Raw genomic sequence first — 25,374 nt, 5'->3', positions numbered from 1 at the left:
CGACGTCTGTGCTCAACCTCTTCCACCACGCCATGACAAATCCTCGAATTTCGGTCCATCGCGAATGGCTGCGCCTGCAGAGTAGTGTGACACGCCCGTGATTGCAATGTGATCAAACCGAGACATATCGCGCGGTGGTAGATTTTCCCACTGGGGACGAACGCGGGATGGAACCGATACGTGCGCTGGGGCGTCCAAGCATTCGAGGGCGAGCGCAGTTTCGAAGAGCGAGCACAGCAGGGGGAATTCGATGACCGGTGCAATCGATGTGACGGCGCTTGCACAGCCGATCGTGCAACTACTGAACAGTTTCGGGGACGGCACGTTTCCGACGGACGGTCCGGCAGCCGTGCTGAAGGCAACCTCTGCGACGCTCGAGTCGGTGCATGCACTCGGGAAAACCGGCCTCGGTGTGCTGGAAAGCGCATGGAGCGGTCGAACTGCCGACAACGCGACGAATGTTGCGGTCGAGGCACAGAACTCGACTGCCAACATCTCCGATCGGGGCAACTCCATTGCCGACGTCGTCACCACCGCCGCTGCTGACGTCACCGCCGGAATGGCGGAAATCGAGGGGATCTTGCAGTCGTTCGTCTCGATAGCCGTTGCCTCGGCACCGACGCTGACCACTCCGACAGGGGTGGCGATGATCGTCGAGGTCGCGACCGAGCACCTGGGGCGCGCGCTCGCGGTGGTGGCCAAGGTGCGGGCCCAGCTCACGACCCATGCGACGCAGATGGCCGAACTCACCCCGCAGGTCAGCGTGCCGACCGCCCTCGCGTCGGCGGTCACCGCGCCGGCCATGTCGAACATTGCCGACACGACCACCACCCAGCCGGCGAAGATTTCGACCGAAAATCCGGTGAGTAGCGCGGTTCCCATCACCACCAGCCGTCCCACGACGAGCAGCCGTCCGCACATTCAAAACGCCGTCAGCGCGAGTCACGGCACCACCAACTCGGCGCCGAGCGGTCCGGCGCCGACGGGTGAGGTTGCCGACTGGATTCAGCAAGCACTCGCGGTGTTGCGCGAGAACGGTGTCGACACGAGTCAGATCGACCCGAGTCACCTCGCAGCCATCATCGCGCACGAATCTGCCGGTGATCCGCACGCGATCAACCTGTGGGATTCGAACTGCGAGGCCGGCCACCCGTCGAAGGGCATCATGCAGACCATCGACAGCACGTTCAACGCGTACTCGGTCGCTGGTCACGGCGATATCTGGAACCCGGTCGACAACATCGTCGCCGCTACCCGGTATGCGATCGATACCTACGGTTCGGTCGCCAATGTGCCGGGCATTCAGGGAGTGCAAAGCGGAACGGGATACGTCGGATACTGAGTGAACTCGACCTTCCTCGGCGACGTATCCCCATGTATGACTGATTTCATGCCGCTTGCTGTCGGAGTAACGCCACTCGAGACACGGCGCGACGTGATAGTTCACGTCGCGACCAGGGCCGAGGAACTGGGCTATTCGTCGTTCTCCGCGGCGGAGGGTTGGGGCCACGATGTGACGGTTCTGCTCGCCGAAGTGGCATTGAAGACCAGTCGAATCCGGATCGGCACCGGCGTGCTGAATGTGTGGGGGAGAAGCGCAGGCACCATCGCGATGGCGGCGACGAGCCTTGCCGAGTTGTCGAACGGTCGATTCTCCCTCGGACTCGGTGCAGGTAGCCCCTCCCTTGCGGAAGGCTTGCACGACAAGGCATTCCGTGATCCGATCGCCCAGCTCGGCGCTATCACCCGTCAGGTCCGCGGCCTGCTCGCAGGTGAGCGCATGACGCCGTCGGAGCCGTTCGAGACTCGCCCGCTCAAGTTGGCCGTTCGGCCGGCCGCGCCGGTGCCGATCAATATCGCCGGGCTCGGTCCGCGATCGATCCGGTTGACCGGTGAGCTCGCCGACGCCTGGTACCCATTCCTCATGCCGCGGTCAGGCCTTACCGACGGCGTCCTTCTGCTGAAAGAGGGTGCCGGGCGGGTGCCGGGTGGTCGGTCGCTGCCGACCATCAGCCCAGGAATTCCGGTCGGGATCAGCCCGGACCCGGCCGTGGCCCGGACGGTCGCGGCGTGGTGGGTGTCGTTCTATTTGACGAGCATGGGGCCGCTGTACGCCGGCGAGTTGCGCAAGCGCGGGTTCGGTGCCGCGGTCGACGACGTACTCGCCGCGAATCCAGGCCGCGGGACCGCCGAGGTCCCCGCATCGGCGCAGGTGTTGATCGACGAGCTCACGCTGTGCGGCGACGCCGAGACCGCCCGGGCCGGCCTCGACAGCTGGTACGCCGCTGGCGCGGACGAGCCGACCCTCGTGCTGCCGCCGAATCGGCCGGTCGAAGAACTCGACTACATCTTGGAAGGCATGCGACCGACGGCTCGATAGGCGACGATATCGCGGTGACGTCGTCGAAAGATCACCTATCCGCAGAGCATTCGCGTCTGGCGGAATCGCCGAAGCCAGGCAGTCCGTGGCGGCGGTGGGGTCCGTACGTGTCCTCGCGGCAATGGGGAACCGTCCGCGAGGACTACTCCGCGACCGGCGATGCGTGGTCGTACCTGCCGTTCGAGCAATCGCACCTGCGCGCATACCGCTGGGGTGAAGACGGAATCGGCGGCGTGTGCGACCGGTACGGGTTTCTCAACCTGGCCGTCGCGGTGTGGAACGGCAAGGACCCGATCATCAAGGAACGCCTCTTCGGCCTGGCCAACGAACAAGGCAACCATGGTGAGGATGCCAAAGAGTATTGGTGGGCATTGGATTCCACGCCGACGCACGCTTGGATGCAATTGCTCTACCGCTATCCGCAGGGCGAGTTTCCCTACGCCAAGTTGCGCGAGGAGAACGCGCGCCGCGGCAAAGACGAGCGGGAATACGAGCTCGCCGACACCGGAATCTTCGACGAGGACCGGTTCTTCGACGTCACGGTGAGTTACGCCAAGGCCGGGCCAGACGACCTCTGCATGATCATCGAGGCGACCAACCACGGTCCGGAGGCTGCGCCGCTGCATCTGTTGCCGCAGGTCTGGTTTCGCAACACCTGGACCTGGGGCCGGGACCCGCGCAAGCCGACCTTGCGCTGCTTGGATCCGACCGAACTGCAGTCCACGAATCTGCGCGCCGTCGAGTGCGTGCACGACTACCTCGGCAGGCTCTACGTTTCAGCCGAAGGTGTCGCCTACCGCCCGCCCGAAGTATTGGTGTGCGAGAACGAATCCAACGCCGCAGTCCTCTGGAACGCCGAGAACAAGACGGCCACAACGAAAGACGGCATCAATGCGCGCGTCGTGCACGGTGACGAATCGGCGGTGGCCAGCGATGGTGCGGGAACCAAGGCAGCGTTTTGGTATTCGTTCGACTCCGTTGCGCCGGGGGAGACGGTCCGGGTGCGGCTCCGTATGTCGACCCATGTACCGGACGAGACGACCTTCGACACCGGTTACGACGCGGTCCTCGCCGACCGTCGCGCGGAGGCGGACGAGTTCTATGCGCAGGTCATTCCGCCACGGCTCGACGACGAGGACCGTCTCATCGCCCGTCGTGCGTTCGCAGGTCTGTTGTGGGGCAAGCAGATCTACCGCTACAGCATCGAAAGCTGGATCGGTGGCGACCCCGACGAGCCGCTGCCGCCTGCCGAGCGCGCCGACCGGCACGCGCGAAACGCGACGTGGCGGCACCTCTCGCTCGCCGACGTCATCTCGATGCCCGACGACTGGGAGTACCCCTGGTTCGCCGCCTGGGACTTGGCCTTTCACTGCGTTGCGCTCGCGCACGTCGACCCGGACTTCGCGAAAGAACAGCTGTTGCTGCTGTGTCGGGAATGGGCGATGCACCCCAATGGTCAACTGCCCGCATACGAATGGTCGTTCGGCGATGCGAACCCGCCGGTCCATGCGTGGGCGGCGTGGCAGGTCTACGTCATCGACGGGCTACGCGACCGCGACTTCCTCATCCGAATTTTCACCAAGCTGCTCCTCAATTTCGGCTGGTGGGTCAACCGGAAAGACCTCGACGGGTCCTCGGTATTCGAGGGCGGTTTCCTCGGGATGGACAACGTCGGACTATTCGACCGGTCCGCACCGCTGCCCGTCGGCTTCCGGCTCGAACAATCGGACGCGACGAGTTGGATGGCGTTCTATTGCCTGCAGATGCTGAAGATTTCGGTTGCATTGGCGATCGAAGTCAAGGCGTGGGACGAGTGCGCGACCAAATTCCTGGAACATTTCCTGTCCATCGCGCAGGCGATGCGCCGGTTCGGCAGCAACGACGTCGTGCTGTGGGACGAGGAGGACGGCTTCTTCTACGACGTTCTGTTGCGGCCCGACGGTTCATACCAACGGCTGCGGGTGCGGTCGATGGTCGGGCTACTGCCGCTGCTGGCGGTCGCCCATGCCCCGGCGTGGACGGCCGACCATCTTCCCGACTTCACCGCGAGGCTGCGCTGGCTGCAGTCGCGTCGGCCCGACCTCGTCGAAGGACTGCTGGACCGGGATACCGAGGATGGCAACCATGCCTTGCTCTCGCTCATGGATCCCGCGCGTGTGACGCGGGTGCTGTCGCGGATGTTCGATGAGGACGAGTTTCTGTCCCCGAACGGAATTCGCTCGCTGTCGGCCTCCTACCGCGAGCCGTACGCGACCGAAATCGACGGGCAATGGATGGAAATCGACTATGAGCCGGGCGAATCACACAGCGGACTGTTCGGCGGAAACTCCAACTGGCGTGGGCCGATCTGGTTCCCCGTCAACGTCCTGCTCGCCGACTCGCTTCGCATCTATGCCGACTACCTCGGCGCCACAACGACGTTCGAGGTGCCGACCGGCTCGGGCAATTCCATGACCGCCGCCGAGGCCGCCGACGACATCGACCGCCGACTGATCGACCTCTTCCGCAAAGGTCCCGACGGCAAGCGACCCAGCGACGGCGATCGCATCGAATCCACCGGCGCTCCGCATTGGGACCACATCACCTTTTCCGAATACTTCGACGGCGACACCGGCGAGGGGCTCGGCGCAACTCACCAAACCGGCTGGACCGCCCTGGTCGCCCACCTCCTCTGCCGTCGCAGGTCGGGTGACCCTTCCCGCCACCCGCCGCGGGTGTGAACGGCTCGCTCCGCTCGCGGGCGGCCGCATGAATGTCACATTCAGCCGCTTAGATCGGTTGAATGTCGCATTGATGTGGGACTGAGCGGCGGATTCACCGTATGGCACCCTTGGTCCGTGAACCTCGTGTACGACCTTTTCGTGATTGCGCATCTGCTCGGCATGGCTGCGATTGTCGGCGGCTATGGTGCCGTCTACTTCGGGAGCGGTGAGGCGCGAGTGTCAGAGGTGATGGTGTGGGGCGCCCGCGCCCAGATCATCACCGGCATCATTCTCGTCGGGATGGCCGAGTCGATCGATTCGCTCGGCAAGGATCCCGACCACGCCAAGCTTGGCGTCAAACTCGTTGTCGCCCTTGCGGTTGCGGCGGCGGCCGAGATAGGGCGCGGAAAAGCGAAGCGTGGCGAATTCGTCCCCGCGCTGACTCATGTCGCGGGCTTGCTCGCCATCCTCAACGTCGTCGTCGCAGCGGCCTGGAACTGACCGCGACTACCACGTCACGACGACGGGGTCGCCGTAGTGGGAGTTGTTGAAGTACCACTGCGCGTTGCTCGGGCTGAGATTGATGCAGCCGTGGCTGACGTTCTCGTAGCCCTGCGAGTCGACGGACCACGGTGCGGAGTGCACGAAGATGCCACCGATAATCCGCTGCGCCCAATCGACATTGAGCTTGTAGCCCTCCGGCGAATTGACCGGCACACCATAGGTGGACGAATCCATCACGATGGTGCGGTATTTGTCGATGATCGAGAACTGCCCGGTCGGTGTCTCGTGGCCGGGTTTGCCCATCGAGGCAGGCATTTCGCGGACCAGGTCGCCGTTGATGCTGACGTTGAACACATGCGCCGACAAATCTGCGACCGCGTACAACGCTGCGCCGACCTTGAAGTCCGTCTTCAGTCCGCCAGCCACGACCATCACGTCCGTATAGGCCGGCCAGTAGCCGTCCGGACTCCAGCGGACTTCGGTGTCGTTCGTCCACGTGAAGTGTCCGCTCACCGGGCGTGACGGAACTATCGCGATCGTCCGTTCGGCCAGTGCGCGGTCGACCACCGGCGTGGCGAAACCGATTGTGATCGGCGCCGCGACGCCAACGACGTCGCCGCCTGCCGGACCGACCGAGCGAACGGCCGCCGAGCTCACCGATGGACTCGCGGCGCCCGCGGCGGCAACGCTGCACAGACCGAGGCCGGGCAACACCGCCATAATGGAAACGAGCACGAAACGTGCTGATAGCTGGGCGTTCCGCATGACGTGCCCCCTTTGGGAAGACGCGGATAGCTATCTCAAGTGAAGCACTACAAGATCACTTGGGCCAGTGGAAATGGGAAAAATTACGGCTCGATCAGCCCTGCGCGGATGGCGTATCGGGTGAGGTCGAGACGATCACGCAAACCGAGCTTCTGCAGCAGGTTTGCACGATGGCGCTCAACGGTTTTCGGGCTGATGACGAGTAGGTCCGCGATCTCCTTCGTCGAATTGCCCTCGGCGACGAGTTTGAGGATTTCTTCTTCGCGATCGGTGATGGCTTTCGCGGGTAGGTCCTCGCCTTGTTTGGCGCGATCGAGGTAGTTGCGGATCAACGCGGTCACGGCGCCCGGGTAGAGAAACGGCTCGTCGCGCATCGCTGCGTGACATGCTTCGACGAGGTCGCGATCGGCGACGGACTTCAGGACATAGCCGCACGCACCCGCCCGAAGGGCTTCGAAGAAGAACTGCTCGTTGTCGTACATCGTCAAGATCAGGATCCGCATGTCCGGGTGCTGGCGCGACAGTTCCCGCGCAGCCTGCAGCCCGGTCAGTCGCGGCATTGCGATGTCGAGAATCGCGAGGTCGGGAAGGTGTGCCTTCGCGAGTTCCAAGGCTTCGGCGCCGTCGCCCGCCTCGGCGACGACCGTGAGGTCCGGTTCGTTGTCGAGGATGTATCGCACGCCGCGCCGGACGAGTTGGTGATCGTCCGCGAGCAGAATTCGCGTCACGGCCGGCTCCCCAGCGGCGGCACCGAGAGCGACAGCTCGGTTCCGCCTTCCTGCACAGTCCGCAGGGTCAGTTTGGCGCCGACGAGCAGAGCACGTTCACGCATCCCACGGATTCCGGCACCTTCTGCTGCGCCGTTCACGCCAACGCCGTCGTCGCGAATCAACAGGTCGATCCCTCCATCGTGTGCCGCCCGGACCGTGACGTCGACGTTGTGCGCCGACGCGTGCCGGGCGACGTTGGTAAGCCCTTCTTGCGCAACCCGATACAGCACGAGTTCGCCGTCGTGCCCGATGTCGGGGAGTGCGGGATCGAACGTGCGCCGAACCGCGAAGCCGGCATGCGCCGACACCTCCGACGCCAACGCCTTCAGCGCGCTGACCAGTCCCAATTCCTCGAGCACGCCTGGGCGCAGCCGGCGCGCAATCCGCCGAATCTCGTCGAGGCTGCCGCGCGTGATCTCCTGCACTTGGCGTACGTCGGCGCGCAACGGCTCAGGTACCTGGTCGCCGACCCGTTTCAGTTCCAGCAGCACAGCCGTGAGCGTCTGACCGACCTCGTCGTGCAGCTCCTGCGCAATCCGGTGGCGCTCGGACTCTTGGGCCGACAACGCTCGCGCATTGCTCGTCGCACGCTCGGTCTCCAGCCGATCGAGCATGGTGTTGAACGCGGTGAACAGGTCCGCGATTCCGGCATGACCTGCGACTTCAGGTCGGGGCTCCGGTCGAAGAAGGTCGATGGTCGTCATCGCGCGAGTCAGTCGGTGCAGCGGCGCGAGGCCCACACGCAGCAGGATCGCGTTCGCGACCAGCATTGCGACCAACCCAGCCGACAGAATCATCGCCTCGGTGAGGACCACCGGCGTCGACACCGTCACCGGACCGACCAGCAGCAAGACCGTCGCGGCAATGAGTACGGCCGCGTTCAACACGAAAATCCGCCAGAACAGGGACACCTGGCTATCGCCTCCTAGAAGTAGCGCAGCCACACGTAGCACCATGCGAGGACCGAACTGGCGAACGTGACGACGATTCCGTACTTCGTGAACTGCCAGAACGATATCGGGTGCCCGTTTCGCCGGGCGATGTCGATTGCGACGACGTTGGCGCTCGCGGCCACTGCGGTGCCGTTGCCGCCGAAGTCTGCGCCGAATGCGAAGGCCCACCACAGCGATTGCCCGGTCTGCGGATCGGGGATTTCGGCGACCATCCCTTCGACGACAGGAGTCATCGTCGCGACGTAGGGGATGTTGTCGACGAACGCGCCGATCACTGCCGACCCGAACAACAGCGCTGTTGCCGCCATGAAGTAGTCGGACCCGAAGACCCCGATCGACCAGTTTCCGATCGCCTCGATGACGCCGGTGTGGCCCAGCCCGGCGACCATGACGAACAAGCCCATGAAGAACGCCAACGTGGCCCACTCGACTTCTTGCAGGACTTCACCGACGTCGAGGCCGGACACGAGAACCATGACGCCCGCACCGACCAGCGCGACGATCGATGGTGCGACGTGCACGATGGAATGGATGGCGAACCCGGTGATCACGCACGCCAGCACACTCAGCGATCGGACCAGCAGCTTCGGATCGGTAATCGCGCGCCGTTCGTTGAGCGCCATCACCGCTTCGACATGGTCCGGGTTGTAGTGCAACGCCTTGCGAAACAGGAACCGGGCGAACAGCACGAAGAGGATGAAGATCACGATGACGGCGGGCGCCATGTGCACGAGGAAGTCGTTGAACGACAGGCCGGCTCGCAAGCCGATGATGATGTTCGGCGGATCGCCGATCAGCGTCGCCGCGCCACCGATGTTGGACGCGAGGATCTCGGCGATCAAGTACGGCTGAGCCCCAATACGGAGCCGATTGCAGACGACGACAGTGACCGGCGCGACCAACATGATGGTCGTGACATTGTCGAGCACAGGCGACGCGACCGCGGTGATCAGCATCAGCATCACCATCAACCGATACGGTCGGCCCGCCGACTTCTTGGCTGCCCAAATGGCAAGGAAGTCGAACAGCCCGGTCTGCTTGACGATCCCAACGATGATCATCATCCCGAGCAACAGGAAGATGACGTTCCAGTCGATGCCGTCATGCTCGGAGTAAAAGACCTCGTCGCCCGGCGCCAGGCCGAGTACCACCATGGCACCGGCAGCGATCAAGACGGTCTTGACCTTGTCTGCGCGCTCGGTGGCGATGAAGAAGAACGCCACGGCAAAGATGACAAGCGCAGCAAACGGTTTCATCGAAATTGCGAACCCGAGTGCGGTATCCATCGCCGACCCCATCGGCTCAGCCGCCCAGTCCGGAGACGGCGAGGCTGGTCAGCAGACGTTCGAGCGTGATGCCGCCGATCAGTTCGCCCGCGCGATCGACGACGGCAACCAGCGGACTGTGATGGCGGGCCATGAGGGTGGCTATGTCGAGTAACGTCGCTTGCGGCAGCACGGTCAGCGGTTTGGCAACCGGCGTAGGCAGGCAATCGCCGACGGTCAAGCTGCGGAGTTCCTGCCAGAACTGATCGGCATGGACCTCGTCGATCGTCCGCGCGAGAGCCGGATCCGACTGGTAGGACTGCGGAATCGCCAGCCGGAGCACCTGGGTCCCGGGCAGTACGGCGACCGGCTTCGATCGATCGTCCACGACGATCAACCCTGGTAGGCGGCGTACAACCATCAGCTGGACTGCCTGCGCGACCGGGTCGCGCATGGTGACGGTCGGCAGAGTCGCCGCGATATCACGCGCTCGCATGGCCACCTCGGCAGCGGCAGTGCAGCATCTCGGCAAGTTGGTCCGCTTCGTCCGGGTCAAGCACGATCACCCGAAGCGGCACGTCATGATCGTCGCCGTCGTAAACAAAGAGCTGACGACGCCCGGAGTTGTCGGCAAGCACACCGAGTTCGATACCGGAACGAGGGCAACAGAGGTGTAGCACCCCCGTGCCGGGAACTGTCGTGCGCTCGATCTCCATGGTGCACAAGTCTGTTCAACGAACGGCGCCACGACTATCCGGCGGCACACCCATCTTCGGGTGGTAGTGGCACCCATCCGTTCGGTTGAATGTTGCCTCGCGGACATCCGGGATTGGCAGGCTCGCGTCGTGGCGGTGGACGAGGACGTGACGCGGGCGAGCTTCGTCGACCGGTTCGCAGCCTTCTGTTCGGCGGTCGTTCGTGTGCTGCCGTTCGGGCTGAATCGCATCGTCGCGCCGACACTGTTGGGGTTCGCGATCATCAACGGGTTCACGTTCGCTGTCGATCTCGCGCTGCTGACCGTCTTCCACGGGTGGCTGAATTGGCCGGTGCCAGTGGCTGTTACGACGGCCTACGTGCTGGCCTTCGGCCTCAGCTTCGTGCTGAACCGCACCTTCAATTTCCGCTCCCACGCGCCGGTCGGTCGGCAGGCAGAGCTCTACGCGGTGGTGGTCGCGATCAACTACGCGGCATTCATTCTTGGGATCGGCAGCGGACTCGCGGCAGTGGGTGTCGAGTACCACGTCGCCCGACTGATCGCAGGCGCATGCGAGGCGGTGTTCATGTACTCGGCGATGCGGTGGGTGGTGTTTCGGGTGCGCAGCACCGCCGAGCGAGGGTGACTACTTCTTCCGACGCTTGCGCTCGGGTTCCGGTGCGGGTTCAGGGCGCGCGCTGGCAATGAGCTTTTTGAACTGCCCGGTGTTGGGGGTGGCGAAGCTGTTGCCGAGGTCGAGGACATTGCGCATGCCGCCTTCGATCTGGGCGGCGCGCTCGTCGATTCGCTTGTCGTCGTTACGCACGCCACTGGAGGCGAGCAGGAAGTCGATATGCCGAATCACCGCCGCCGACACGACGGAATCCAATCGTGCATTACCCACGATCATCCGTCTGATGCCCGCGATGAACGCGGCTTGATCCAGACCATCGTCCCCGACGATGAAAACGCTTCCTTGACTGCTGCTCACGGCAGACCACCTTCCCAACCCGTTCGAGGCTACCCCCGCTACTGCGGGTTGCGCCGCGTGTCGCTGCTCTCATTGCGCACCAAAGCGTTCAATTAGTCAGTGACGCTATGTGTTTCATCACGGCCTCGAGGCGCGGCACATTAGTGAGCCAGAGTGGCTTGCCATGGCACCATAATGGTGCCATGATGGTGCCATGGAATTGAGAGATTACGTCGACACGCTCCAGCACGAACTTGCAGTAGCTGCCCAAGCGGGCGGCGACGAAGCCCGTGAACTGGCCGAGCGATTGGCGACACCCCTCGAGTCGGCCGTCCGGCTCGTCCTGCTCGAAGCGTTGTCCGCCGCTGCAGCAGAGATCACCCGTGATCTCGCTCCAGGGTCGGTCGACGTACGGCTGCGTGGCCGCGAGCCGAGCTTTGTGGTCACGTTGCCCCAGCTCTCGCCCCCGGCAGCGCCGCCCGTGACGGAAATTGCCGTTCGCCCGGCACCGGAAGCCGACGAGGGTGCGATGGCCCGAATCAATCTGCGCCTCAGCGAGGACCTCAAAGGTCGAGTCGAGGAGGCGGCACGCCAGGCGGGACTGTCGGTCAACGCCTGGCTGGTGCGGTCGGCTGCGGCAGCGCTGGAGCCGGACGGTCACGGTCAATCGGCGGGTAGGGGAGTCGCGCGCGGCGGCGAGCATTTCACCGGGTGGGTCCGCTAGCGCAGCGCCCCGCAGCACACACAAAACACGAGTAACGACACGAAGGGATTTGCCATGCCCAATTTCAAGACACCAGAACCGATTTCGGCCACCATCGAGATCGCGTGGGGCGAGGTCACCGTACGAGCCAGCGACCGCGACGACACCGTTGTGACCGTCACGCCCAGCGATGCCACAAACGATGTCGACGTCCGCGCCGCCGAGCAGACGCGCGCTGAGTACGCATCAGGACGGCTGTTGGTGAAGGGGCCCAAGCCGCGCGGCTTCGGCATCTTCTCCAAGCCAGGATCGATCGACGTGGCGATCGAACTCCCGGAAGGGTCGCACGTGCAGGGTGATCTTGGTGCGGGGGCGTTCCGGTCCGCGGGTCGGCTGGGCGATTGCCGAGTCAAGACCGGCGCCGGTGACATCGAATTCGATCAGGCGAAGTCCGCGGACCTCACGACCGGCGCCGGCCGAATCGTCGTCGACCTCGTTCAAGGCAACGCCGAAATCACGACCGGCTCAGGGAAGCTGCGGGTCCGCGAGATCGACGGCAATGCGGTGATCAAGAACTCCAATGGCGACATCTGGGTTGGCGGTGTGACCGGAAGTCTGCGGGTCAACACGGCCAATGGCGATATCACCGTCGATCACGCGGCCGGCGATATCACCGGCAACACCGCGAACGGTGACATTCGAATCGGCGCGGCGGTCCGCGGATCGGCAACGGTCAAGACCGGTTTCGGCCAGATCGAGGTCGGTATTCGTTCCGGCACAGCCGCTCGGCTCGACGTCCACACCGGGTTCGGTCGGGTGCACAACTACATGGACGCATCCCAGGCCCCGGCCGCCACGGAGGAGACGGTCGAGGTCCACGCAAACACCAGCTACGGCGACATCCTGATCCGCCGTTCGTGAATCCAGTCAGCAACCGTGCGTGAATTTCACCCCTCTGAGGGTGAGACGCGCGCACAGAACCAAGGAGGAGCAATGCACGCAACGACAACCCAACGCATCGCCATTTCGACGTCCGGATTGCGAAAGTCCTACGGCGACAAAGTCGTGCTCGACGGCATCGACCTCGAAGTGGCCGAAGGAACGATCTTCGCGCTGCTCGGTCCGAACGGCGCGGGCAAGACGACGATCGTGCAGATCCTGTCGACGCTCATCGCAGCCGACTCCGGCGACGGTGTCGTCGGCGGCCACGACGTCGCTCGTGACGGCGACGCTGTTCGACGGACCATCGGCGTGACGGGACAGTTCTCGGCTGTCGACGATCTGCTGACCGGTCTCGAGAACCTCAACCTCATGGCCGACCTCAACCACCTTGGGCGCGCCGAGGGTAAGCGTCGCGTCGCGGAGCTGATCGAGCAGTTCGACCTGGTCGGCGCCGCAAAGAAGCCCGCATCGACCTACTCGGGAGGCATGCGCCGCCGGCTGGACCTGGCGATGACTCTCGTCGGCAGTCCTCGCGTCATCTTCCTCGACGAACCCACGACCGGCCTCGATCCGCGCAGCCGTCGGACCATGTGGCAGATCATCCGCAAACTCGTCGGCGACGGCGTCACGATCTTCCTCACCACGCAGTACCTGGAGGAGGCCGACCAACTCGCCGACCGAATCGCGGTGCTCGACCACGGCCGACTGGTCGCACAGGGGACCGCCGCAGAACTGAAACGGCGCATTCCCGGCGGGCACATCAAGCTGCAGTTCACCGACGCCACCGAACTCGACGCCGCAGCTCACGCGCTGGCGGGGTCGTCGCGCGACGATGCGGAGCTGACTTTGCAGGTCCCGAGCGACGGCGGTGTGCAGTCCTTGCGCACGCTGCTCGACCGCTTGGACAGCGAATCGATCACGGTCGAAGAACTGTCCGTTCACACACCCGATCTCGACGACGTATTCCTGGCGCTCACCGGCCAGGTCGACAACACAAGGAGCGCAGTGCGATGACCGCCACCCTTACTCTGCCCACCCCTTCGAAGTCGTATGTCCTGGCCGATTCGGTCACGATGCTGCGGCGCAGTATTCGGCGCATCATTCGATATCCGTCGATGACACTGTTGCTCGTCGGGATGCCCGTCGTCTTCCTGTTGCTCTTCGTCTACGTCTTCGGCGGGACGCTCGGTGCGGGAATCGGGGGAGCATCCGGCGGCCGCGCGGAGTACGTCAACTATGTCGCGCCAGGCATCATCTTGATGACCGTTGCCAGCTCTGCCCAGGGGACCGCGATCTCGGTTGCCATGGACATGACGGCGGGAATCATCGCCCGCTTCCGCACGATGGCGATTGCCCGGTCAGCGGTCCTGACCGGCCATGTCATCGGCAGTCTGCTACAGACGATGTTCTCCATCGTCCTCGTCATCGGCGTCGCGGTTGCTGTCGGCTTTCGGCCGAACGCCGGACCGCTCGAATGGTTGGCCGCCTTCGGCATCCTGGCCTTCATCACCTTGGCGTTGACGTGGCTGTCTGTTGCGATGGGACTGGTCAGCAAAAGTGTCGAAACGGCGAGCAACACGCCGATGATCTTGATGCTCCTGCCGTTCGTCGGCAGTGCCTTCGTCCCGACCGACTCGTTGCCGACGGCACTGCGCTGGTTCGCCGAGTATCAACCGTTCACCCCGGTCACCGAGACCCTGCGCGGACTGCTCCTCGGTGGTCCGATCGGCAACAATGCCGTCATCGCGGTGGCATGGTGTGTGGCACTCACCCTGGTGGGCTACTTCTGGGCGATGAGTTTGTTCAATCGCCGTGCGTCACACTGAGTTCGAGCCGGCGATGGCGCCGAACGAGAATGCTCGGTAGCCATTGCGCCGAATGGAACTCGAAGCGGGTCGTGTTGTCCAGCAGAGTCTGGATCGCGGCCCGCGCTTCCATGCGCGCAAGCGCTGCGCCGACGCAGAAGTGCGTCCCCTTTCCGAAGGCAAGATGGGTTTTGAGGTTCGGACGGTCCAGCCGGACCTGGTCGGGGTCGTCGAAGACCGCTGGATCACGGTTCGCAGCACCCCACGACAGCAGCAGATGGCTACCAGCGGGCAGCTCGACACCGCCAAGTGTCGTATCGGCGACGACGTGGCGGTGGTGTGCCCGAAATGGCGACTCCAACCGGAGCGACTCCTCGAGCAATGGAACGAGAAGGTTGCGGTCGGCGCGGACCTGCTCCTGTAAGACTGCATTTTCGGCCAGCAGTCGCGCCGCGTTGCCGATCAACCCAGCGGTGGACTCGCCGCCGGCGCCGACGAGTTGCACCAACATCAGGACCGCCACATCGCGGTCGAGTTCGCCCGCGACGCAGGCACGTACGAGGTCGCCGAGAAGGTCGTCGCCGGGCGAGGCGCTGGCACGCTCGAACCGGTCGTACAAATACCCGGCAAGCGCGACCGCAGCCGCGACCGTGTCGCCGACATTGTCGACAGTCACGACGCCGCCCAGCATTTCGGTGCTGCCGTAGCCCCAGGCGACCAACTGCTCGGCGTCCTCGGCAGGCAGCCCGATCAGGCGAGCCACCATCGTCATCGGCAATCGATCGGCCATCGCCGCCATCCACTCGATTCGATCGTCACGCGCGTGCGTCTGCCACATCGCTCGCGTTGCGACCTGGACCTGCGGTTCCAGCGCCCGGATCCGCCGCGCCACCAGGGTTGGCAGGACCAGCTTCCGGTGCCGCAGATGGACCGGATCGTCTGCGGTCGCCAGTACATGCACAGCGTGCCCGCCGCCATCCATGTCGAAAATCGTCGGCCGACCAGCGGCGTCTTGGATCAGGGCCGAAGTGAGGTGCGACGAGAAATCCTCGACTCTGCGCGTCGCCTCCAGGACGAGTTCCCAACTCGAGACGATGTAGAAATCGGTGCCAGCGATGCGATGGACCGGTTCGATCCGCCGAAGCCGGTCGTAGCCGGGGTAAGGATCGTCGAGGGTGGCCGGATCGAAGACGTCGAACTCGCGCACTGAAACCTGCTCCATCGCTTAAGTTTTCGTCTGTTCGCCGGGGCCGGTCAAGCGAATCCGGAAATTGAGAATCCGCGCAGCGCGCTGTGCGCAGCGGATGTCTCGCTCGACGCGCGCGACCTGGCAGTACGCCGTAGAATCCCATTTCAGACGTCTCACAGTGAGACAAATTTGTTAGGTCGTATCTACGCGAAACGGACACGCGATGGCACAGGCCGATTGGCTCACAGGAGGGAACCGCCGGGCGCTCGCCGTGGAGCGGATCTACTCGGTGACCGCGGACCTCGTTTCGCGCGCTGGTTTCGACGCAGTCAGCATCGACGATGTCGCCGAACGGGCCGGGTGCTCACGCGCCACCGTGTACCGCTACGTCGGCGGCAAATCAGGACTCCGCACCGGCGTGCTCACACGGTCGTCGGCGCGCATCGCGGAAGCGGTCCAACGCGAGATCGGCGAACTCCAAGGTTCCGAACGCGTAGTCGCCGCGATCACCGAGTCCCTTCGTGCGGTCCGGGCGGATGCCGTGGCGAGCAAGTTTCTCGCCGAGGCGGCGCCCGACGAGATTCGGCGATTCCTGGCTGGCTCACCCCAACTAGCGCAGACCGCAACAGTGTTGACCGGGTTGGACACGGCGCAGCCGCTTGCGGCGCAGTGGACGGTTCGGGTCGTGCTCTCGCTGCTGATTTGGCCGGCAGACAGTCCAGCGACCGAGCGTCAGCTCATCGAGCAGTTCGTGGCACCCGCATTTGCCAGCGGGGAAAGGTAGGCGTCATGTGGGTTGTCGGTGATGCATACGAGGCGTTCATGGGTCGGTGGAGCCGCCCTGTCGCAGAGGTGTTCGTCGGCGGATTGGCGGTACCTGTTCGGCGCCGGTGGCTCGACGTCGGTTGCGGCACAGGGGCGCTCACCGATGCGGTCCTCGCGGCCGCGGATCCCACCGAGGTCACCGGTGTCGACCCGTCCGGGACTTTCGTGGTCCGCGCTGCGACAACTGTCACCGATCCGCGTGCCCGTTTCGAGCGTGCCGAGGCGTCGTCGTTGCCGTACACCGATGGGCGCTTCGATGCTGCCGTCAGTGGACTCGTACTCAACTTCGTCCCTGAACCCGAGAAAGCGATCCGGGAACTGGTCCGCGTAACCGTTCCCGGCGGCACTGTCGCCGGCTACGTGTGGGACTACCCGAACATGGCAATGCTCCGATATTTCTGGGAAGCCGCGACCAGCCTCGACACCGACGCCGCGGGTCTGAACGAAATGTCGAAATACCCGCTGTGTGCCGCCGATCAGCTAGCCAAGCTGTGGACGGTCGGTGGGCTCGCCGACGTGACTGTCGAACCGATCGAGATCCTGACCGTCTTTCGCAGTTTCGACGACTACTGGACGCCGTTTCTGGGTGGGCAGGGACCGGGACCGGCGTACGTCGCGACGCTGGCCGACGGCCAACGCAGTGCCCTACGCGACCTGCTGCATGCGCGCCTACCCTGCCAGCCCGACGGCACGATTGGACTCACCGCCCGTGCGTGGACCGTGCGAGGGCAGCGGCGTGCGAACATCTGAACTGTGACCATCGCTGTTCGCCTCGCCCGCATCGGCTTTGCCCTGCTCGGCGCAGTTGCGCTCGTGTGGATTCCGGCCAGGAATCTCGATGTCGATTCGTTCTCGATCGCGAACTACTTCAGCTACTTCACCATTCTCAGCAACGTGCTCAGCGTGATCGTGCTGCTCGTCGGCGGCCTGCTGGATCCGCAGGACCCGCGATGGCAGAACCTCCGCGGCGCAGTGACCGTCTACATGGTGATCACCTGCGTCGTCTACGCGGTCCTGCTCGCCGATGTCGACGTGACCTTGAACGACAAGTGGATCAACGACACGATGCACCGGCTGATTCCTATTGTGGTGCTGGCGGATTGGCTCATATCGCCGCCTCGCACACGCATCGACGACAAGCAATGCCTGACGTGGCTGGCGTTTCCGGCCGTGTACGCGGTCTATTCGCTGATCCGCGGTCCGATCGTCGATTGGTACCCATACCCGTTCATCGATCCACGACAGCAGGGCTACCTCGAGCTTGCCTTCAGCGCCGTCGTATTGACGGTCGCGATGGTGCTACTCGCGCTCGCCGTCGGGGCGGTAGGCCGACTCGCGGCGCGGTGGCGATACCGCTAGCTCAGATGTGAGTCGATGTCGAAATTGACGTTGTCGCCATCGACCTTCGTGATCTTCATGTTCACCGTGTACGGCTTGCCTTCGGGTCCGGTGAAATGGCAATCGAATTCGACGCCTTCCTTCGCGTCGACGTCCGATGGGCACTTCACGTCGGTCGGCTTGAATCCAGTCTTCGAGGAGACGAAATCGGCGATCGTCTTCTCGGCTCCGTCCGCTTTGATCTTGGAGCCACAGCCGGTGAGCGACACAGCGAGGGCGCAGGCAATCGCAGCTGCGGCAATGCTCTTTTTGATCACCGGCGAATACTAACCCTCTACAAACGCTGCACGGCCGACGTTGGCCTCGTCGACGATGTGTTCGACGAACAATTGCGCGGTCGGGGTCGGCGTCTTCGTCGTGATCGCGTGCCACGGACGGTCCAGGGGAGTGCCTCGGACCTTCAATACCTCCAGCAGTCCGCCCGCGAGGTCGCGCTCGACGGCGTCGTTATGGGTCAGCGTCACCCCGAGTCCTTCGCGGGCGCCTGCGACAACGGCACCGTGCGCGCCGAGCGTGAGCGTCGGCGGGCTGATCTGTAGCTGATCCAGCAGGCTCAAGGTGGTGTCACGCGTGCCCGAGCCTGGACCGCGCAGCAGCCAGGTTGCGGTCATCGGATTCATCGGGTGCGCGGGAGAGCCGATCACGACCAGGCTGCTCGGTCGACGCGCTCGGACGACCAGACCCGCGCCGCGGGGTGGCCGTCCGGCGATGACGAGGTCGGTTTCGTGGTGGCGCAATTCGAGAAACAGTTCGTCGCGCGGATGTATGGAGAGACTGAGGTCGACGTCGGGGTAGCGCTCCCGAAACGATGCGAGCAAGGCAAGGACGACGCTTTCGCCCGCGGTTGCCACGACTCCGACTCGTAACCGCCCTTTTTCCGCCTTCTGTACCGCAGTTTTGGCCTCGTCCATGAGGCCGAGGATGGTCCGGCAGTACTCGGCATAGACGTGGCCGGCGTCGGTCAATTCGATGCCTCTGCCCGACTTTGCGATGAGGTCCGCGCCGAGTTGCTTCTCGATGTAAGTGATGGCGGCCGACACAGCCGCTTCGGTGATATGAAGCTGGGCAGCGGCGCGCCGCACACTGCTCTGACCTGCGACGACGAGAAATGTCTCCATCCGCGTCGAGCTGATGCTGCCCATGTCGCGACCCTACCAAACCCAACTTTTCGATTAAGCAAGACTATAAACATTTAAATTGTGCGTAGAGGTTCGCCAGGACATGCTCTCTTCCATGACCGAAGATGCTGTGAAAGACCGCTGGGATCCAGGCGTCCAATCGTATGCAGGGATGGGCTACTACGCCCCGGACTACATTCCCAAAGACACCGACGTCCTCGCAGTATTCCGGGTAACGCCGCAGGACGGCGTGGATCCGATCGAGGCAGCAGCCGCCGTTGCAGGCGAATCGTCCACCGCCACGTGGACCGTGGTGTGGACCGACCGCCTCACCGCGAACTCCCACTACCAGGCCAAGGCCTACCGGGTGGATCCCGTTCCCGGCCGCGAGGGCGAGTACTTCGCCTACATCGCGTATGACATCGACCTCTTCGAAGAGGGTTCGATCGCGAACCTGACGTCGTCGATCATCGGCAACGTCTTCGGCTTCAAGCCGCTCAAGGCGCTGCGCCTGGAAGACATGCGCATCCCCGTCGCCTACGTGAAGACGTTCCAGGGTCCGGCGCACGGCATCGTGATGGAGCGCGAGTACCTCAACAAGTACGGCCGCCCGTTGCTCGGCGCGACGATCAAGCCGAAGCTCGGACTGTCCGCCCGCAACTACGGCCGCGTTGTCTACGAGGCTTGCAAGGGCGGTCTCGACTTCACCAAGGACGACGAGAACATCAACAGCCAGCCGTTCATGCGCTGGCGCGATCGCTTCCTGTTCGGCATGGAAGGCGTCAACAAGGCGATGGCGGAGACCGGCGAGATCAAGGGCCACTACCTGAACGTCACCGCCGGCAGCATGGAGCAAATGTACGAGCGTGCCGATTTCGCCAAGGAAATCGGCAGCACGATCGTGATGATCGACCTCACTATCGGGTACACGGCCATGCAGTCGATGGCGACCTGGGCACGAAAGAACGGTGTGCTGCTGCACCTGCACCGCGCCGGACACTCGACGTTTACTCGCCAGAAGACGCACGGCGTCAGCTTCCGCGTTCTCGCCAAGTGGTGCCGCCTGATCGGTGTGGACCACGTGCACGCAGGCACCGTCGTCGGCAAGCTCGAAGGCGACCCGGCCACCACCGCGGGGTACTACGACACGCTGCGGGACGACTTCATCCCGACCAACCCAGCGAACGGCATCTTCTTCGACCAGAGCTGGGCGAGCATGCCCGGCGTGATGCCGGTGGCCTCGGGCGGCATTCACGCCGGCCAGATGCACCAGCTCGTCGACCTGTTCGGCGACGACGTCATCTTGCAATTCGGTGGCGGAACGATCGGCCACCCGCTCGGCATCTCGGCAGGTGCCGAGTCGAACCGTGTTGCGCTCGAAGCGATCATCAAGGCTCGAAACGAGGGCAAGGACTTGCTTCGCGAGGGCCCCGACGTGCTGCGCAAGGCTGCCGAGACGTGCCGTCCGCTCGAGGTAGCTCTCGCGACCTGGGGCGATGTCACCTTCGACTACACCTCGACCGACGCCCCCGACGCCGTTCCCACGGCAAGCATCTAAGGAGAGATCACCATGGTTTTGCGTCACGGAGCCTTCTCCTACCTGCCGGACCTGACCGACGAAGAAATCGCCGCGCAAGTCAGGTATGCCCTGCTCAACAACTGGCCGGTGTCGATCGAGTACACCGACGACCCGCACCCGCGCAACGTCTACTGGGAGATGTGGGGCCTGCCGCTCTTCGACCTCGATGAGCCGGACGGCGTACTCGTCGAGATCAACGAGTGCCGCGCGACGTTCCCGAATCACTACGTGCGCGTTCTCGCATACGACGCGCGCCTCGGACGGCAGACCACAGCACTGAGCTTCCTCGTTCAGCGGCCTGCCGAAGAGCCGGGCTTCCTGCTCACTCGCACCGAAGGATCGGACCGCAGGCAGACCTACGGCATCAAGTCCTATGCGACCAACGCGCCGTCCGGCAACCGATACGGCGCCGAGCACCGATGACGTCGTCCGGTTTCAAGTTGCACAGGCCGGGCACTGCAGCTGCGAAAACCGCGACGGAACCCGAAGTCGTCGAGCTCGAGATTCTCGACGACAACGCCGAACTAGATCTGTCGCACGATTCTGCGCGGATCGATGTCGAGGACACACTCGCCAAGCTCGATTCCGAGCTTGTCGGCCTCGCCAATGTGAAGCGTCGGGTCCGCGAAATCGCCGCGTTGCTCCTTATCGATCGGGCGCGCAGCCAGTTCGGTCTGGCGTCGTCGCGTCCGACGATGCACATGAGCTTTACCGGCGGTCCAGGCACAGGCAAGACAACTGTCGCGTTGCGGATGGCCGAGATGCTGCATGCGCTCGGCTACATCCGGAAGCCGAAGGTGCATACGGTCACGCGCGACGACCTGGTCGGTCAGTTCATCGGGCACACCGCGCCGAAGACCAAGGAGGCGCTCGCCAAGGCCGCGGGCGGCGTGCTGTTCATCGACGAGGCGTACTACCTGTTCCGTCCCGAGAACGAGCGGGACTACGGGCAGGAGGTCATCGAGATTCTGCTGACCGAGATGGAAAGTGAGCGGTCCAGCTTGGTGGTGATCTTCGCTGGGTATGCCGACCGGATGGACACGTTCTTCTCGGCCAATCCTGGTCTGTCGTCACGCGTCGCGCATCACGTCGAATTCGAGGACTACACCCGCGACGAGCTGCTCGAGATCTCCGAGCTGATGGTCGCGAAGGAGAACTTCGCCTTCGACGCCGCGGCAAAGAAAGCGTTCGGGGAGTATCTCGAAATTCGAATGCAGCGTCCGCGGTTCTCGAATGCGCGTAGCGTGCGTAACGCTGTGGAGCGATGCCGGCTGCGACAAGCTAATCGGCTCGTCGAACTCGACCGTCCGCTGACCAAGCAGGACTTGATGACGCTCACCGATGCGGACGTGTACGGGAGCAGTATGTTCGCAGACCAGCAAGAGGAAACTGACCCTGCGTGACGGAGAACGAGACGCCATGCCCACCCGCCTGAAAACCCTGACCCGCTACACCATCGAGGAGGAGCATCGGCATCCCGGTTCGACGGGCGACTTCTCGGCATTGGTGAACGTCCTCGCGACGGCGGCGAAGTACATCGCGAACCACGTAACCCGTGGCGCGATCATCGGGTTGGTCGACGGGGTGGACGCGTCGCGCGAGGTCCAGCACAAACTGGATTCGATCAGCAACGACGTCATGCTGGAGGAGATGCACGCCGGTCATCTGACGGCGATGCTGTCGCAGCAGATGGACAGCTTCTACCCGATTCCGCGTGAGTATCGGCGTGGCAAGTATTTGCTGGCTTTCGATGCGCTCGACGGGTCGAGCAACATCGACGTCAACCTGCCGCTCGGCAGCGTGTTCAGTGTGTTGCGTGCCCCCGAGGGGAATCCGGAGCCGTCCGCCGAGGACTTTCTGCAACCCGGAGTGCGGCAGGTATGTGCAGGCTTCGCCATGTACGGTCCGGCGACGATGCTCGTCCTCACGACAGGCAATGGTGTCGATGGGTTCACCCTCGACCGTGACATCGGCGCTTTCGTGTTGACCCACCCCCAGATGCGGATCCCGGAGAATACGTCGGGATTCGCCATCAATGCTGCAAACGAACGGTTCTGGGAGCAGCCGGTCCGGCGTTATGTGCAGGACTGTCTCGACGGTGCCGCCGGCCCGCGCGGCAAGGACTACAACATGCGCTGGGTCGCGTCGCTGGTGGCGGAAACGTTCCACATCCTGACCCGCGGCGGTCTCTACCTGTATCCACGTGACACCAAAGACCCGGCACGGCAAGGCCGGGTCGCATTGCTGTACGGGGCGAACCCGATTGCATTCATCGTGGAGCAGGCCGGTGGACTGGCGAGCACTGGTCGCGAACGGATCATGGACATCGTTCCGGACAGCCTCCATCAGCGCGTGCCGTTGATCTGCGGCTCACGCAACGAGGTGATGCGGCTCGAGAACTACCACCTGGATCCGGCCGCGGAGACGATCGGCTTCAACACGTCCTTGTTTTCCACGCGTTCGCTATTTCGGTAGTACGAAGAGGAGCCATGTCGGTCAAGCACCCTGTCGTCGCCATTACCGGTTCTTCCGGTGCCGGCACGACCTCTGTCACGAAGACTTTCCAGCACATCTTTCGACGCGAAGGAATTACTCCGGCGATCGTCGAAGGCGATTCGTTTCACCGGTACGACCGCGAAGAAATGAAGCTGGCGTCGGCGAAGGCCGAGGGCGGCGTCTCGCACTTCGGTGAGGAGGCGAATCTGCTGAAGGAACTCGAGACGCTGTTCCGCGACTACGGCAACTCGGGCGTCGGTTCGGTGCGCAAGTACTTGCACGACGAAGACGAGGCGAAACCATACGGGCAGAAGCCGGGAACGTTCACGCCGTGGGTGGACCTCGCGCCCGGCACGGACCTGCTCTACTACGAGGGCCTACACGGCGCGGCGGTGACGCCCACGGTCAACATTGCCAAGTACGCAGACCTCGTCGTCGGCGTGGTGCCGATCGTGAACCTCGAGTGGATTCAGAAGGTCCATCGCGACAAGACGACGCGCGGCTATTCGGACGAGGCGATCATCGATACGATCCTGCGTCGAATGCCCGATTACGTCACCTACATCTGTCCGCAGTTCTCGCGCACCTACATCAACTTCCAACGGGTTCCGACCGTCGACACTTCGAATCCCTTTGCGGCACGGACTATTCCGACTGCCGACGAAAGTTTCGTTATCATTAAGTTCTCCGACCCGAAGGGCATCGACTTTCCGTATCTGCTGTCGATGTTGCACGACTCCTTCATGTCGCGGGCCAACAGCATCGTCGTCCCCGGCGGGAAGATGGAGCTGGCAATGCAATTGATTTTCACCCCGCTCATCCTGCGATTGATGGACAAGCGGCCACGGCGGACGCGGTGACCGAGAATGGAGTCGGCCTTATGCACACGGATTCGCACGGCAATCGAATCGACCCGAACACCACAGGATGGCGCTCCGATCTAGGTCGGCTCATCGACGACATGGAGCAGCGCGCCTCGGCCGAACTCGACGCCGAGGGCGAAGCGGTCCACCGTTATCGCGACCGGTCCGGCGGGTAGTTCTTCCGCTTGAGCACCCACCCAGGTACCCAATGGGTGACGGTGTCCTTCTTCGACCCGTGCACGATGTCGTAGGTGACGCGTCCGTACCAGCCGCCTTGCTCGCACAGTGCCCACCAGGTCAATCGGCCTTCGACGACCTTGTGCATCTGCAGCCCGTTCGGGGTGTAGCGCCCGGTTCGGTGCGGCTGGTTCGGAAACAGGGTGGTCAGGTCGATCAGCACGATGATCGGCGGATCGACTCGTCGAAACGGATCCCGGGACGGTTGCCCGTTGTAGCCGATCGACTGGAGTGCCACCTATCGATCATACGTTCGATAGGTGGCCTATCCTATGGCGCGCGTTGTTAGGAGTTGCTCAGAGCGACGGCGGCCTCTGCGGTGTGGACGAGGAACGTAAAGGTCTGCTGGAAATACAGCTCGACACTGGTCGCGTCGTGGGAGAGGTACCCGATCGAAAGGTCTTGTCCAAGCTGGAGATCGAAGTCGCCGCCGCGTGTGGTCAGCACGAATGCGCCGTCGATCGCGGGGGCCCAGATGATGTCGCCCTCGATGAGCCGCTTGATCTGCTCGCGGACCGGGTAGCCATGGTCGGAAGTCTCACTGACCAGCGTGTACAGGTCGGCGCTCAGCAACACCGAGTACGGACCGTCGACGCCGGCAAGGCGCAATTGGCTCAGTGCCTGCGCGATGGCCTCGGGCACGAGCTTCACATCTGCCGGAATCGCCACGGCGCCATTGGATGACGCGGCACGGATGCCGGTGATTCCGGCGGCTGCGTAGCTCTCGAAAATGGCGCGATCCTCGGCGAACGCGATCTTCTTCGCCGCATCCTTGACTGGGTCCAAGTCGGCGTCCTGAGCGCCGCGCTCGACGTTGTCGAGTTCGGCACGCGACAACGTGAACGGCACGCGCAGTTCGACCAACGGTGCAACGATGCGCTGGCTCGCGGAGACGCCGTCGCCGGGGGAGTCGATGACGGTGGTGCGGCCGAGGCCGACAGCGGAGAAGTCGACGCCGTGTGGTCCGGCGACGTCAACGACCCGTCGACCGGCGATGTGGCGCTTGAAGGTTCGCGTCGCTTCCTCCTCGATCGCCTGCCATGCGGCCGAGGTGATGGGCGCGAGTTCCTTGTGCAGATTGTTCATGATCGGACCCTAAGGTTGTTGGTGTCTGGGGTTGGTGCCCTGGATGCCCAGGGCGGTGGGGTGTAGCTGATGATCGGATGCCGCTTTTGTGGCTCGAAAGGAGTGGCTGCCCCGCCGTGCTGGACGCTCC

General features: G+C 63.7%; 30 protein-coding genes. 18 read left to right on the top strand and 12 right to left on the bottom strand.

Features of this window, described 5'->3' with window-relative positions; translation table 11 throughout:
• Positions 1 to 250 precede the first annotated feature (250 nt).
• The 4 genes from FGL95_RS32105 to FGL95_RS00135 all read left to right on the top strand — a co-directional run bounded on the left by FGL95_RS32105 (position 251) and on the right by FGL95_RS00135 (position 5,583).
• The gene (locus tag FGL95_RS32105) at positions 251 to 1,342 is read left to right on the top strand and encodes a transglycosylase SLT domain-containing protein (RefSeq protein ID WP_240962622.1); all 1,092 of its coding nucleotides are present in this window, start codon (positions 251 to 253) and stop codon (positions 1,340 to 1,342) included.
• Positions 1,343 to 1,378: 36 nt separating this feature from the next.
• Complete coding sequence (locus FGL95_RS00145) at positions 1,379 to 2,380, top strand: LLM class flavin-dependent oxidoreductase (protein ID WP_169584162.1); 1,002 nt, start codon at positions 1,379 to 1,381, stop codon at positions 2,378 to 2,380.
• A gap of 14 nt (positions 2,381 to 2,394) precedes the next feature.
• Positions 2,395 to 5,100, top strand: coding sequence for an MGH1-like glycoside hydrolase domain-containing protein (locus FGL95_RS00140; protein ID WP_169584161.1), 2,706 nt, complete (start codon positions 2,395 to 2,397; stop codon positions 5,098 to 5,100).
• A gap of 117 nt (positions 5,101 to 5,217) precedes the next feature.
• Entirely contained in the window at positions 5,218 to 5,583 is a 366-nt protein-coding gene (locus FGL95_RS00135; RefSeq protein ID WP_169584160.1) for a hypothetical protein, read from the top strand.
• A 6-nt stretch (positions 5,584 to 5,589) separates the two neighbouring features.
• On the opposite strand, the gene FGL95_RS00130 is transcribed toward FGL95_RS00135, so the two are convergent.
• From FGL95_RS00130 to FGL95_RS33250, 6 genes are all read right to left on the bottom strand, one after another.
• Complete coding sequence (locus tag FGL95_RS00130; protein WP_169584159.1) at positions 5,590 to 6,351, bottom strand: L,D-transpeptidase; 762 nt, start codon at positions 6,349 to 6,351, stop codon at positions 5,590 to 5,592.
• 83 nt (positions 6,352 to 6,434) lie between these two features.
• Complete coding sequence (locus FGL95_RS00125; RefSeq protein ID WP_169584158.1) at positions 6,435 to 7,079, bottom strand: response regulator; 645 nt, start codon at positions 7,077 to 7,079, stop codon at positions 6,435 to 6,437.
• Entirely contained in the window at positions 7,076 to 8,032 is a 957-nt protein-coding gene (locus FGL95_RS00120) for a histidine kinase (protein WP_169584157.1), read from the bottom strand. Before FGL95_RS00120 ends, FGL95_RS00125 begins: the two co-directional genes overlap by 4 nt.
• A gap of 14 nt (positions 8,033 to 8,046) precedes the next feature.
• Positions 8,047 to 9,360, bottom strand: a complete 1,314-nt coding sequence (locus FGL95_RS00115; RefSeq protein WP_240962621.1) for an ArsB/NhaD family transporter — start codon at positions 9,358 to 9,360, stop codon at positions 8,047 to 8,049.
• Between the two features lie 16 nt (positions 9,361 to 9,376).
• The gene (locus tag FGL95_RS00110) at positions 9,377 to 9,835 is read right to left on the bottom strand and encodes a CBS domain-containing protein (RefSeq protein WP_169584156.1); all 459 of its coding nucleotides are present in this window, start codon (positions 9,833 to 9,835) and stop codon (positions 9,377 to 9,379) included.
• Positions 9,822 to 10,055, bottom strand: coding sequence for a cation:proton antiporter regulatory subunit (locus tag FGL95_RS33250; protein WP_476726930.1), 234 nt, complete (start codon positions 10,053 to 10,055; stop codon positions 9,822 to 9,824). The genes FGL95_RS00110 and FGL95_RS33250 overlap by 14 nt, the downstream gene beginning before the upstream one ends.
• A gap of 129 nt (positions 10,056 to 10,184) precedes the next feature.
• On the opposite strand from FGL95_RS33250, the gene FGL95_RS00100 reads away from it, so the two are divergent.
• Positions 10,185 to 10,679, top strand: a complete 495-nt coding sequence (locus FGL95_RS00100; RefSeq protein ID WP_338079654.1) for a GtrA family protein — start codon at positions 10,185 to 10,187, stop codon at positions 10,677 to 10,679.
• Here the strand turns inward: FGL95_RS00100 and FGL95_RS00095 are convergent, their stop codons facing one another.
• Positions 10,680 to 11,024: a hypothetical protein gene (locus FGL95_RS00095; RefSeq protein WP_169584154.1), complete on the bottom strand. Its 345-nt coding sequence runs from the start codon at positions 11,022 to 11,024 to the stop codon at positions 10,680 to 10,682.
• Positions 11,025 to 11,217: 193 nt separating this feature from the next.
• Here FGL95_RS00095 and FGL95_RS00090 point away from each other — a divergent pair, with 193 nt between their 5' ends.
• The 4 genes from FGL95_RS00090 (at position 11,218) to FGL95_RS00075 (ending at position 14,474) form a co-directional block, all read left to right on the top strand.
• Positions 11,218 to 11,727 carry a toxin-antitoxin system HicB family antitoxin gene (locus FGL95_RS00090; protein ID WP_169584153.1) on the top strand — a complete coding sequence of 170 codons (510 nt, stop codon included), beginning with the start codon at positions 11,218 to 11,220 and terminating at the stop codon, positions 11,725 to 11,727.
• Between the two features lie 54 nt (positions 11,728 to 11,781).
• Entirely contained in the window at positions 11,782 to 12,627 is an 846-nt protein-coding gene (locus tag FGL95_RS00085) for a DUF4097 family beta strand repeat-containing protein (protein WP_169584152.1), read from the top strand.
• 72 nt (positions 12,628 to 12,699) lie between these two features.
• The gene (locus FGL95_RS00080) at positions 12,700 to 13,662 is read left to right on the top strand and encodes an ATP-binding cassette domain-containing protein (RefSeq protein ID WP_169584151.1); all 963 of its coding nucleotides are present in this window, start codon (positions 12,700 to 12,702) and stop codon (positions 13,660 to 13,662) included.
• Complete coding sequence (locus FGL95_RS00075) at positions 13,659 to 14,474, top strand: ABC transporter permease (RefSeq protein WP_169584150.1); 816 nt, start codon at positions 13,659 to 13,661, stop codon at positions 14,472 to 14,474. Before FGL95_RS00080 ends, FGL95_RS00075 begins: the two co-directional genes overlap by 4 nt.
• Here FGL95_RS00075 and FGL95_RS00070 read toward each other — a convergent pair.
• A complete protein-coding gene (locus FGL95_RS00070) occupies positions 14,452 to 15,675 on the bottom strand; it encodes a cytochrome P450 (protein ID WP_169584149.1) in 1,224 nt (407 codons plus the stop codon). The two genes, FGL95_RS00075 and FGL95_RS00070, sit on opposite strands and share 23 nt — an antisense overlap.
• A gap of 190 nt (positions 15,676 to 15,865) precedes the next feature.
• On the opposite strand from FGL95_RS00070, the gene FGL95_RS00065 reads away from it, so the two are divergent.
• From FGL95_RS00065 to FGL95_RS00055, 3 genes are read left to right on the top strand one after another with little or no spacing between them, the layout of a single operon-like run.
• Positions 15,866 to 16,426 carry a TetR/AcrR family transcriptional regulator gene (locus FGL95_RS00065; protein WP_169584148.1) on the top strand — a complete coding sequence of 187 codons (561 nt, stop codon included), beginning with the start codon at positions 15,866 to 15,868 and terminating at the stop codon, positions 16,424 to 16,426.
• Positions 16,427 to 16,431: 5 nt separating this feature from the next.
• Positions 16,432 to 17,217 carry a class I SAM-dependent methyltransferase gene (locus FGL95_RS00060; RefSeq protein WP_169584147.1) on the top strand — a complete coding sequence of 262 codons (786 nt, stop codon included), beginning with the start codon at positions 16,432 to 16,434 and terminating at the stop codon, positions 17,215 to 17,217.
• Between the two features lie 3 nt (positions 17,218 to 17,220).
• Positions 17,221 to 17,826 (top strand): Pr6Pr family membrane protein, encoded by a 606-nt coding sequence (locus tag FGL95_RS00055; RefSeq protein ID WP_169584146.1) that lies wholly within the window; start codon positions 17,221 to 17,223, stop codon positions 17,824 to 17,826.
• Here FGL95_RS00055 and FGL95_RS00050 read toward each other — a convergent pair.
• Both FGL95_RS00050 and FGL95_RS00045 read right to left on the bottom strand, forming a co-directional pair.
• A complete protein-coding gene (locus FGL95_RS00050; RefSeq protein ID WP_338079653.1) occupies positions 17,823 to 18,122 on the bottom strand; it encodes a DUF4333 domain-containing protein in 300 nt (99 codons plus the stop codon). The two genes, FGL95_RS00055 and FGL95_RS00050, sit on opposite strands and share 4 nt — an antisense overlap.
• Positions 18,123 to 18,131: 9 nt before the next feature.
• The gene (locus tag FGL95_RS00045; RefSeq protein ID WP_240962620.1) at positions 18,132 to 19,007 is read right to left on the bottom strand and encodes a LysR family transcriptional regulator; all 876 of its coding nucleotides are present in this window, start codon (positions 19,005 to 19,007) and stop codon (positions 18,132 to 18,134) included.
• Positions 19,008 to 19,098: 91 nt separating this feature from the next.
• Here FGL95_RS00045 and FGL95_RS00040 point away from each other — a divergent pair, with 91 nt between their 5' ends.
• Genes FGL95_RS00040 through FGL95_RS00015 form a run of 6 tightly spaced genes read left to right on the top strand, consistent with a single transcriptional unit; the run spans position 19,099 to position 24,097 of the window.
• A complete protein-coding gene (locus FGL95_RS00040; RefSeq protein WP_206071354.1) occupies positions 19,099 to 20,541 on the top strand; it encodes a form I ribulose bisphosphate carboxylase large subunit in 1,443 nt (480 codons plus the stop codon).
• A 12-nt stretch (positions 20,542 to 20,553) separates the two neighbouring features.
• The gene (locus FGL95_RS00035; RefSeq protein WP_169584145.1) at positions 20,554 to 20,985 is read left to right on the top strand and encodes a ribulose bisphosphate carboxylase small subunit; all 432 of its coding nucleotides are present in this window, start codon (positions 20,554 to 20,556) and stop codon (positions 20,983 to 20,985) included.
• Positions 20,982 to 21,965 carry an AAA family ATPase gene (locus FGL95_RS00030; RefSeq protein WP_169584144.1) on the top strand — a complete coding sequence of 328 codons (984 nt, stop codon included), beginning with the start codon at positions 20,982 to 20,984 and terminating at the stop codon, positions 21,963 to 21,965. Before FGL95_RS00035 ends, FGL95_RS00030 begins: the two co-directional genes overlap by 4 nt.
• 16 nt (positions 21,966 to 21,981) lie before the next feature.
• Complete coding sequence (locus FGL95_RS00025; RefSeq protein ID WP_169584143.1) at positions 21,982 to 23,037, top strand: class 1 fructose-bisphosphatase; 1,056 nt, start codon at positions 21,982 to 21,984, stop codon at positions 23,035 to 23,037.
• A gap of 14 nt (positions 23,038 to 23,051) precedes the next feature.
• Positions 23,052 to 23,918 (top strand): phosphoribulokinase, encoded by an 867-nt coding sequence (locus FGL95_RS00020; protein WP_169584142.1) that lies wholly within the window; start codon positions 23,052 to 23,054, stop codon positions 23,916 to 23,918.
• Entirely contained in the window at positions 23,915 to 24,097 is a 183-nt protein-coding gene (locus tag FGL95_RS00015) for a hypothetical protein (RefSeq protein ID WP_169584141.1), read from the top strand. The genes FGL95_RS00020 and FGL95_RS00015 overlap by 4 nt, the downstream gene beginning before the upstream one ends.
• Here FGL95_RS00015 and FGL95_RS00010 read toward each other — a convergent pair.
• Both FGL95_RS00010 and FGL95_RS00005 read right to left on the bottom strand, forming a co-directional pair.
• Complete coding sequence (locus tag FGL95_RS00010) at positions 24,073 to 24,396, bottom strand: hypothetical protein (RefSeq protein WP_169584140.1); 324 nt, start codon at positions 24,394 to 24,396, stop codon at positions 24,073 to 24,075. The two genes, FGL95_RS00015 and FGL95_RS00010, sit on opposite strands and share 25 nt — an antisense overlap.
• A gap of 47 nt (positions 24,397 to 24,443) precedes the next feature.
• Positions 24,444 to 25,244 carry a family 1 encapsulin nanocompartment shell protein gene (locus FGL95_RS00005; protein WP_169584139.1) on the bottom strand — a complete coding sequence of 267 codons (801 nt, stop codon included), beginning with the start codon at positions 25,242 to 25,244 and terminating at the stop codon, positions 24,444 to 24,446.
• Positions 25,245 to 25,374 lie beyond the last annotated feature (130 nt).

Origin of the sequence: Antrihabitans stalactiti (genome assembly GCF_012932915.1) — a bacterium.
GTDB lineage: Bacteria > Actinomycetota > Actinomycetes > Mycobacteriales > Mycobacteriaceae > Antrihabitans > Antrihabitans stalactiti.
This window is presented reverse-complemented; position numbering and strand designations above follow the sequence as displayed.

Coding starts and splice junctions, on each gene's coding strand:
- FGL95_RS32105 (WP_240962622.1), top strand. CDS start 251: ATGACCGGTGCAATCGATGTGACGGCGCTTGCACAGCCGATCGTGCAA.
- FGL95_RS00145 (WP_169584162.1), top strand. CDS start 1,379: ATGACTGATTTCATGCCGCTTGCTGTCGGAGTAACGCCACTCGAGACA.
- FGL95_RS00130 (WP_169584159.1), bottom strand. CDS start 6,351: ATGCGGAACGCCCAGCTATCAGCACGTTTCGTGCTCGTTTCCATTATG.
- FGL95_RS00115 (WP_240962621.1), bottom strand. CDS start 9,360: ATGGATACCGCACTCGGGTTCGCAATTTCGATGAAACCGTTTGCTGCG.
- FGL95_RS00110 (WP_169584156.1), bottom strand. CDS start 9,835: ATGCGAGCGCGTGATATCGCGGCGACTCTGCCGACCGTCACCATGCGC.
- FGL95_RS33250 (WP_476726930.1), bottom strand. CDS start 10,055: ATGGAGATCGAGCGCACGACAGTTCCCGGCACGGGGGTGCTACACCTC.
- FGL95_RS00090 (WP_169584153.1), top strand. CDS start 11,218: ATGGAATTGAGAGATTACGTCGACACGCTCCAGCACGAACTTGCAGTA.
- FGL95_RS00085 (WP_169584152.1), top strand. CDS start 11,782: ATGCCCAATTTCAAGACACCAGAACCGATTTCGGCCACCATCGAGATC.
- FGL95_RS00080 (WP_169584151.1), top strand. CDS start 12,700: ATGCACGCAACGACAACCCAACGCATCGCCATTTCGACGTCCGGATTG.
- FGL95_RS00075 (WP_169584150.1), top strand. CDS start 13,659: ATGACCGCCACCCTTACTCTGCCCACCCCTTCGAAGTCGTATGTCCTG.
- FGL95_RS00070 (WP_169584149.1), bottom strand. CDS start 15,675: ATGGAGCAGGTTTCAGTGCGCGAGTTCGACGTCTTCGATCCGGCCACC.
- FGL95_RS00065 (WP_169584148.1), top strand. CDS start 15,866: ATGGCACAGGCCGATTGGCTCACAGGAGGGAACCGCCGGGCGCTCGCC.
- FGL95_RS00060 (WP_169584147.1), top strand. CDS start 16,432: ATGTGGGTTGTCGGTGATGCATACGAGGCGTTCATGGGTCGGTGGAGC.
- FGL95_RS00045 (WP_240962620.1), bottom strand. CDS start 19,007: ATGGGCAGCATCAGCTCGACGCGGATGGAGACATTTCTCGTCGTCGCA.
- FGL95_RS00040 (WP_206071354.1), top strand. CDS start 19,099: ATGACCGAAGATGCTGTGAAAGACCGCTGGGATCCAGGCGTCCAATCG.
- FGL95_RS00035 (WP_169584145.1), top strand. CDS start 20,554: ATGGTTTTGCGTCACGGAGCCTTCTCCTACCTGCCGGACCTGACCGAC.
- FGL95_RS00030 (WP_169584144.1), top strand. CDS start 20,982: ATGACGTCGTCCGGTTTCAAGTTGCACAGGCCGGGCACTGCAGCTGCG.
- FGL95_RS00025 (WP_169584143.1), top strand. CDS start 21,982: ATGCCCACCCGCCTGAAAACCCTGACCCGCTACACCATCGAGGAGGAG.
- FGL95_RS00020 (WP_169584142.1), top strand. CDS start 23,052: ATGTCGGTCAAGCACCCTGTCGTCGCCATTACCGGTTCTTCCGGTGCC.
- FGL95_RS00005 (WP_169584139.1), bottom strand. CDS start 25,244: ATGAACAATCTGCACAAGGAACTCGCGCCCATCACCTCGGCCGCATGG.